Genomic DNA, 7,401 nt, shown 5'->3' on the forward strand with positions numbered 1-7,401 from the left:
AGCGGCAGCCTGTGCCGCCCGACCGGGTTGCCGTTCGCGGTTTGCACGATATCCGCGGCGTTCAGACGCGATGGCGTCTTTTCACCGCTCTCTGCGCGTATTAGGTGAGAAGAACCTAACAGTGTCGGGGCAGCATGGCGTTTTTCAAAAAGCTCAAGGACAAGCTCTTTCGTTCTTCTTCCAAGTTGGATGAGGGTCTGGAAGCGATTGTCGAAGATGGTGGTGTCGAGGAAGCGCTTGTCGAGGCGGCCGCACCCCCTGCGCCTGAACCCAAGCCCGTCCCCGAGCCCGAGCCGGAGCCCGCACCGGAGCCCAAGCCGGAGCCCGTCCCCGAGCCCGCACCAGAGATTGTGCCGGAGCCTGAGCCGGAGATCGTACCGGAGCCCGAGCCCGCGCCGATCCCCGAACCGGCACCGATCCCGGTCCCGCAACCCGAACCCATCCCCGCGCCGACACCGGTTGAAATCCCGACGCCTCAGCCCGAGCCGGAACCGGCCCCCGCGCCGATGGAAGAGCCGGTCTATATCGACCCCACTCCGGCCCCCGCACCTGTCGAGCTTCCGCCGGAAGCCCCGATGGAACTTGCGCCGCAGGTCACACCAAGCAAGGGTCTGCTGGGCCGCCTGTTCGGGCGCACCGAGGCCAAAACCGTCATCCGCCGCGAGCTGGATGACGATATGCTGGAACAGCTCGAAGAACTGCTGATCAGCGCGGATATGGGTGTGGACACAGCCCTGCGCGTCACCGCCAACATGGCCGAAGGCCGCATGGGCAAGCGCCTGTCGGTGCATGAGATCAAATCCCTGATGGCGCAGGAAATCGCGCGGATCATGGAGCCGGTGGCCAAACCTTTGCCGCTCTATCCCAAGCGGCCCCAAGTGGTGCTGGTGGTGGGGGTGAACGGCTCGGGCAAGACCACGACCATCGGCAAGCTGGCCTCGCAGTTCAAGGCGGCCGGCAAATCCGTGGTGATCGCGGCAGGCGACACGTTCCGCGCCGCCGCTGTCGAACAGCTTCAGGTCTGGGGCGAACGCGCCGGCGTGCCGGTTCTGACCGCACCCGAAGGCTCGGATCCGGCCTCTCTGGCCTTTGACGCCATGACACGCGCCGAAGCGGAGGGGGCGGATCTGTTGATGATCGACACCGCGGGCCGCCTGCAGAACCGCCAGGACCTGATGGAGGAACTGGCCAAGATCGTCCGCGTCATTCGCAAGAAGGATCAGACCGCGCCCCATAACACGTTGCTGGTGCTGGATGCGACCACGGGTCAGAACGCCCTCAGCCAGGTCAAGATCTTTCAGGAGGTGGCCGATGTCTCGGGCCTTGTGATGACCAAGCTGGACGGCACCGCCAAGGGCGGTGTGCTGGTGGCGCTGGCCGACAAGTTCGGCCTGCCCATCCACGCCATCGGTGTGGGCGAACAGATCGATGATCTTGCCCCCTTCGACCCCGAGGATTTCGCCGCGGCCCTCACCGGGCTTGAGCGCTAGGCACATCGAAATGGCACTCTGCATGCAAGACAGCCGCGGTCATCGACTGTCGCATCTCTGCGCGGGTTTGCGGGTGATCTGTGTGACAGGCCCGCTCAGCCCCGGACATCGGCTATAAGCGCCTGGCTCATCTCTCTGGAAGGCACCGAAGCAGGCAAGAGCCTGGCTTTGGCACTCGCGCTTTTGGCCGCATTCCTGCATGCGGTCTTCGGCGCGCTTCAGAAGGGCCGGCATGATCCCTGGTTGTCGCGCGGAGCGATTGATGCCTCATACGGGCTGATGGCGATGCCGCTGGCCCTGTTCGTGGTGCCCTGGCCCGAACCCTTCATGTGGCCGATCTTTGCAGGGGCTTTCGTGATCCATTCGATTTACAAGCTGCTGCAGGCGCAGGCCTATTCCAGGGGCGACTATACGGTGGTCTATCCCGTGGTGCGCGGCACCGGGCCCCTGGTGACCGTCCTTGGTGCCTATCTGATCTTCGGCGAGACCTTCACGGCCACGCAATGGTTGGGCATGGCGGTATTGCTGTCGGGGATTTTCGGGCTGGCGGTCTACAACCTGCTTTACCTGGTCAGCGCGCGCGACACGCTGGTACCTGCGCTGATCTTCGCGGTGGCCACGGGGCTGTTTGTTGCCCTATACACGACCTATGACGCCTATGGCATCCGCGCCACCGCCGATCCGTTCACCTTCCTGGCGTGGTTTTTCATGTTTGACGGAATCCTCATGCCCATCATCGCGACGCTGCGCTATCGTTCGATGGTCAATCCACCGACCCTGGCACCGCTGGCGCTGCGCGGTATCGTGGGGGGGATCATCGCGTTTTTCAGCTTTGGCGCGATCATGATGGCCACGCGGCTAGACAAGGTCGGAGAGGCGGCGATCCTGCGCGAGACATCCACGGTGTTTGCCGCGCTGATCGGCTGGCTGTTTCTGCGCGAGACCGTGGGGCCGCGCCGGGTGGCGCTTATGGGCTTGATCGCGCTGGGTGCAGTGATAGTTGAGATGGGCGGATAAGCGGAGCCGATGTGATGTCAGAACCCAAAGAGATTAACCCGATCCTGCGCCAGGTGCTGGAACTTGGCCCGCCGCTGGCGTTTTTCGTCATCTATCTGTGGCTGCGCGATCGGACCTTCACCTTTGGCGGGACCGAATATTCCGGCTTCATCGTGGCCACGGTGGTTTTTGTGCCGATCATGCTGTCGGCCATGGGCATCCTGTGGCGGCTGACGGGTCAACTCAGCCGCCTGCAGATTTTCACCGCCTTCATGGTGATCATTTTCGGTGGCCTGACCGCCTGGTTCAATGACGAGCGGTTCTTCAAGATGAAGACCACCATCGTCTATGGCATTTTCTCGGCCTTGCTGGGCATCGGGCTTTTGCAGAAACGCTCTTATCTTGAGTGGATCATGTCCGGCATGTTGCCGATGCAGCACGAGGGCTGGATGATCTTCACCCGCCGGCTGTGTCTGGCCTTTGCGGTGCTGGCGGTGGCCAATGAATTTGTCTGGCGCACCATGTCCACCGATCTCTGGGTCAAGATCGAGACCTTCGGCTTTCCGCTGGCGCTGTTCTTCTTCATGTGGTGGCAGATCATGGCCCTGCAACGCTATATGACCGAACCCGAGGCGGATGGCTCGCGCAAGTAGGCGCGCCATCCGGGCCGGTCAGATGGTGGCCTGCCAAAGCTCGATAAAGACGCAGTCGTCCCGATCCGCCTCGCCCAGAGCCGTTCCGAAGAACACGCCGTCAGCCAGCCAGTCAAACGCGCCGGGCGGGGTTTCGAACACCGCGCGGGTTCGCCCCAGATAGCTGCCGTCAGGCTGCGGGTACATCCGGCCTGCATTGGTGATCATGACGATCGTTCCATCATCAAAGCGGATGCAATAGCGCGCCTCGATATCATAGGACTGATCCGGCAGCAGGCGCGCGAAATCGGCCCCACCGGGCAGGATCACCCCTTTGACATCCTTGCCCAGAACCGCGCCGCCGGTGATCGCAAACACCGAGCGCTGTGACCCGTGGCTGGTGTCAAACTCGATCGCGGGGCCGATATCCGCGCGGATCGACAGGCAATGGACAAGCTCGGGTGCGTGCATCGGCTGTGTGGCACCAAGGTGAACACATGACATGGATCTTCCTTCTCTGCTGCGCCGCGCCCGCACGGTGCCGGCTCAATTGCTCTCTTGACCGGGCTCGGGCGCAGGCGTATCTCACATCCCACGTGGCGATTTGTGTCCAGCTTGCGGGCCACGTTAAACATCCCGCTAAATCGGCCTTGAGGAAAGCCCCCTTTCGCATGGCCCACACGTTCTGGGTTTTGCCGGGGGTTTTTTAATGCGCAGGGCGCATCAGGGAGACGAGACATGGCTCAAGACTGGAAACCGCGTACCAAGGCCGTGCATGGCGGCACCCGCCGCAGCCAGTATGGCGAGGTGAGCGAGGCGATCTTTCTCACGCAGGGCTTTGTCTATGACAGCGCCGAAGCCGCCGAGGCCCGCTTTATCGAGGCCGGGCCGGATGAATTCATCTATGCCCGCTATGGCAATCCCACGGTGGCGATGTTCGAGGACCGCATTGCCGGGCTGGAGGGGGCCGAGGATGCCTTTGCCACCGCAAGCGGCATGGCGGCGGTTTCGGGCGCGCTGATGTCGATGCTGCGCGCAGGCGATCACGTGGTGGCCGCGCGGGCGCTGTTTGGCTCGTGTCTTTATGTGCTGGAAGAGATCCTGACGCGTTATGGCGTCGAGGTGAGTTTCGTGGATGGCACCGATCTGGATGCCTGGAAGGTTGCGATCCGCAGCGACACCTCGGTGGTGTTTTTCGAATCGATCTCGAACCCCACGCTGGAAGTGATCGATATCAGTGCGGTCTGCGCGATGGCCCATGCGGTCGGCGCAAAGGTTCTGGTGGACAACGTCTTTGCCACGCCGGTGTTTTCGCGCGCGATCGAACTGGGCGCGGATGTGGTGATCTATTCAGCCACCAAACATATCGACGGGCAGGGGCGCGCGTTGGGCGGCGTGATCCTGGGCAGCCGCGCATATATCCGCAAGACGGTCGAGCCCTATATGAAACACACGGGCGGGGCGATGTCGCCCTTCACCGCCTGGGTGATGCTGAAGGGGCTGGAGACGCTGAGCCTGCGGGTCAATGCGCAGGCCGACAGCGCGCTTGCCCTGGCCGAGGCGCTGAACGGGCACAAGGCCCTGGCCCGTATGATCTATCCCGGTCATCCCTCGCATGAACAACATGCGCTGACGATGCGGCAGATGGCCAAGGGTGGCACGGTGTTGTCAGTCGATCTCAAGGGCGGACGGGACGCGGCCTTTGCGTTTCTCAATGCGCTCGACGTGGCAACGATCTCGAACAATCTGGGCGATGCCAAGACCATCGTGACCCATCCGGCCACCACGACCCACCAGCGCCTGCCGCAGGATCAGAAGGATGCGCTGGGCCTCACCTCGGGTCTGGTGCGGATTTCGGTCGGGCTCGAGGATTGCGACGATCTGATCGCCGATTTCACCCGGGCGCTGGCAGCCCTGTGATCTGAGCGCGGAGCGATTGTGCGGCTCAATACATGCGGCCGTTGCGCAAACGGTCCATGCAGTCAGAGAACGACGCTCGGGGGTAGCTCGCCTGCTTCCAGATCGGGGTTCTCATCCAGTAGCGCGACACACCCCGACACCATTCATGGTCGACGGATTTGACCGGGCAGAGCACGCCGCCCGCGTCGCGAATGCGCATCAGGCCGATCTCCTGATCTGCGGCTGTGATGATCGTGGCATCCGTGACAGCGGCGACACCATATCCCTGACCCATCAGGCTCGGTGCCGAATGCGCGACACACACATCTGTCTCCATCCCGATCAGTACCGCCGTTTTGCGTCCGGTGGCCTTGATCGTCTCCAGAATATCCGGCTGATCGCCGCATCCTGCAGGGCCGCATTGATCGTGTCGTTCAATGGACCGGAGTTGGGAATATCCTCGGACATCGTGACGATGGGACTCCCGATGCCATGGGCCGCGCGGATCAGCCAGGCGGCCTTGCCGATCACGGCCTGACATTACTCGCGGTCGTATTTGCGAAAGAAACTGTCCTGCATCTCGATCACGATAGCGGGCCCTTTGTCGTTCACAAGAACTGGCCCGAAGGGAAGGGGCTGCAAGCGGGCTTTGAGCATCCTGCAGCTGATCAGAACATGGTGTCTTGCTGGCGCAATGGCTCGGACAGGTAGAAAAGCTCGATCTGGCTGGCAAGCCCGCGCACCTCGTGCTCGCCGCAGGCCACGAAAGACTCCGGGCTTGCTTCGGCTATGGCTCTGGTTGCAAGGACCCGGTGCCCGACGGATTTGGTCAATCCTTCGATGCGGCTGGCCAGATTCACCGCGCCGCCCAGCACGGTAAAGTCCAGCCGCCCGGGGCTGCCGATATTACCATAGCTCACCTGCCCGGAATTGAGGCCAATGCCAATCTCAAGCTTTGCCTTGTTCGCCTGCGCCCGCTCCATGTTCAGCGCAGCCAGATCCGACAGGGCTTTTTGCGCGGCCCGGACAGCCTGGCGACATTGATCCGCGCGCGCGTCCGGCGTCGGTATGGCGAAGATGGACAGGATGCCATCGCCCATGAACTTGAGCACATCACCGTTCATTTCTTCCACGGCCTGAACAACGACGTCGAAATATCCGTTCAACGCGTCAAACAGATCTTCCTCATCTGCGGTGTCCGAGAGTTCGGTGAACCCACGCAGATCACAGAACATCACCACCGCTTCCAATGTGGTGCGCTCGCCGCGCCTGATGGTGCCGTCCCAGACAGCCTTTGACGGTCCGTCCCCCAGATATGTGCGCAGAAGACTTCTGGAGGATTTGCGCATGGTGATGGGTTCCATCGCCGAGGATAAAGACGGCAAAGCCGCCTCGATCATCGAAAGATGCTCGGATGAAAACCCGCTTTCAGCCTGGGTCACGAAGGTACAGCCATGCACAGAGCCATCGCCATAATGAAGCAGCGTGGCATAGTAATCCGTGCCACCAAGCTTTGCGTATTCGATGTAAGAGCCATGCTCGGTTTCCGGATCAAGCTGACGCAGGCTTTTGTGCAGGGGACGTCTGTTCTTCAGAATATACTCGAATGAGCTTCCGACATAATCGTCGGTCAGCAGACGCTCGTGAGTCACATCATAGCTTTCGGCTTTTTCAGGCGTCCAGATCACGCCCCAGGCAATCAGCAACGGATTTGCAAAGCGTTGGCCGATGTTCACCCGCCAAAGCGGAACACCCGCATCAATCAACGCAATGCAGAAATGGGAAACCACCTTCACAGGATCACCCGAGCGGCGACCCTCGGTGTTCATCCAATCGACAAGTTTGGCAATGTGATCCATGGGATCAGGTTACGCGGGCCACAGAGGAAGGGAAATGGTCAAAACCCGCGATGTTGCCGAAGGGGATGGCGGTGGCCAGACAGCCTTGCGCCTGTCTTGCGCCGCTTGCCCCGGATCACGGCGCTGATCTTCAAGGCGCGCGTCCGTAAAACCCGATCCGCTCTTCATCGGAAAACTGCACGCCGGGGCGTTCATAGTAAGACAGCACCGCGATGATGCGGGCGCGCGATCCCTTGACCGGAGTGACGCGGTGGGCCGTGTTGCGGCCCTTGAACACGTTCACGGTTCCCGGTGTGACCGTCATCATGCGTACCGCGTCGTCCTGACCGTTGAGCAGCCGGGCCACGCCCTCGTAATTGGGATCATCCGCGCTGCGCAGGTCCGAGCGGTAGGCAAATGCGCCGCCCTCATCTGGGGGCTGCAGCAGCAGGGTGGTGGTGAATTCAGAGCGATCGAAATGCCAGTTCAGCTCCTGACCTTCGTGATAGGACATCACGTTCAGCCGGGCCATGGTATCCTCCATCT

The 7,401-nt window shown here is 61.7% G+C and carries 9 protein-coding genes and 1 riboswitch; of the genes, 4 read left to right on the plus strand and 5 right to left on the minus strand.

Features of this window, described 5'->3' with window-relative positions; translation table 11 throughout:
• Nucleotides 1–134 precede the first annotated feature (134 nt).
• From ftsY to WAO69_RS01185, 3 genes are all read left to right on the plus strand, one after another.
• A complete protein-coding gene (gene ftsY, locus WAO69_RS01175) occupies nucleotides 135–1,490 on the plus strand; it encodes a signal recognition particle-docking protein FtsY (RefSeq protein WP_422175893.1) in 1,356 nt (451 codons plus the stop codon).
• Nucleotides 1,491–1,604: 114 nt separating this feature from the next.
• Entirely contained in the window at nucleotides 1,605–2,507 is a 903-nt protein-coding gene (locus tag WAO69_RS01180) for an EamA family transporter (RefSeq protein WP_422175917.1), read from the plus strand.
• A gap of 14 nt (nucleotides 2,508–2,521) precedes the next feature.
• Nucleotides 2,522–3,139 carry an inner membrane-spanning protein YciB gene (locus tag WAO69_RS01185; protein WP_422175895.1) on the plus strand — a complete coding sequence of 206 codons (618 nt, stop codon included), beginning with the start codon at nucleotides 2,522–2,524 and terminating at the stop codon, nucleotides 3,137–3,139.
• 18 nt (nucleotides 3,140–3,157) lie between these two features.
• On the opposite strand, the gene WAO69_RS01190 is transcribed toward WAO69_RS01185, so the two are convergent.
• A complete protein-coding gene (locus WAO69_RS01190; protein WP_422175897.1) occupies nucleotides 3,158–3,622 on the minus strand; it encodes a DUF3237 family protein in 465 nt (154 codons plus the stop codon).
• Between the two features lie 82 nt (nucleotides 3,623–3,704).
• Nucleotides 3,705–3,782: riboswitch (SAM riboswitch) on the plus strand.
• A 74-nt stretch (nucleotides 3,783–3,856) separates the two neighbouring features.
• On the opposite strand from WAO69_RS01190, the gene metZ reads away from it, so the two are divergent.
• Nucleotides 3,857–5,038 carry an O-succinylhomoserine sulfhydrylase gene (gene metZ, locus WAO69_RS01195; protein WP_422175899.1) on the plus strand — a complete coding sequence of 394 codons (1,182 nt, stop codon included), beginning with the start codon at nucleotides 3,857–3,859 and terminating at the stop codon, nucleotides 5,036–5,038.
• 25 nt (nucleotides 5,039–5,063) lie between these two features.
• On the opposite strand, the gene WAO69_RS01200 is transcribed toward metZ, so the two are convergent.
• The 4 genes from WAO69_RS01200 to WAO69_RS01215 form a co-directional block, all read right to left on the minus strand.
• Nucleotides 5,064–5,354: a hypothetical protein gene (locus WAO69_RS01200; protein WP_422175901.1), complete on the minus strand. Its 291-nt coding sequence runs from the start codon at nucleotides 5,352–5,354 to the stop codon at nucleotides 5,064–5,066.
• 5 nt (nucleotides 5,355–5,359) lie between these two features.
• The gene (locus tag WAO69_RS01205) at nucleotides 5,360–5,548 is read right to left on the minus strand and encodes a hypothetical protein (protein WP_422175903.1); all 189 of its coding nucleotides are present in this window, start codon (nucleotides 5,546–5,548) and stop codon (nucleotides 5,360–5,362) included.
• A gap of 137 nt (nucleotides 5,549–5,685) precedes the next feature.
• Entirely contained in the window at nucleotides 5,686–6,876 is a 1,191-nt protein-coding gene (locus WAO69_RS01210) for an adenylate/guanylate cyclase domain-containing protein (RefSeq protein WP_422175905.1), read from the minus strand.
• Nucleotides 6,877–7,006: 130 nt separating this feature from the next.
• Nucleotides 7,007–7,401 (minus strand): HalD/BesD family halogenase (locus WAO69_RS01215; protein WP_422175907.1); only part of this gene is annotated, 395 nt, incomplete at its 5' end.

Origin of the sequence: Aestuariivita sp., from assembly GCF_049276915.1 — a bacterium.
Classification (GTDB): domain Bacteria; phylum Pseudomonadota; class Alphaproteobacteria; order Rhodobacterales; family Rhodobacteraceae; genus Aestuariivita.

Excerpts from the sequence above, each read along its gene's own strand:
- ftsY (WP_422175893.1), top strand. The coding sequence starts at position 135 with ATGGCGTTTTTCAAAAAGCTCAAGGACAAGCTCTTTCGTTCTTCTTCC.
- WAO69_RS01185 (WP_422175895.1), top strand. The coding sequence starts at position 2,522 with ATGTCAGAACCCAAAGAGATTAACCCGATCCTGCGCCAGGTGCTGGAA.
- WAO69_RS01190 (WP_422175897.1), bottom strand. The coding sequence starts at position 3,622 with ATGTCATGTGTTCACCTTGGTGCCACACAGCCGATGCACGCACCCGAG.
- metZ (WP_422175899.1), top strand. The coding sequence starts at position 3,857 with ATGGCTCAAGACTGGAAACCGCGTACCAAGGCCGTGCATGGCGGCACC.
- WAO69_RS01200 (WP_422175901.1), bottom strand. The coding sequence starts at position 5,354 with ATGGAGACAGATGTGTGTGTCGCGCATTCGGCACCGAGCCTGATGGGT.
- WAO69_RS01210 (WP_422175905.1), bottom strand. The coding sequence starts at position 6,876 with ATGGATCACATTGCCAAACTTGTCGATTGGATGAACACCGAGGGTCGC.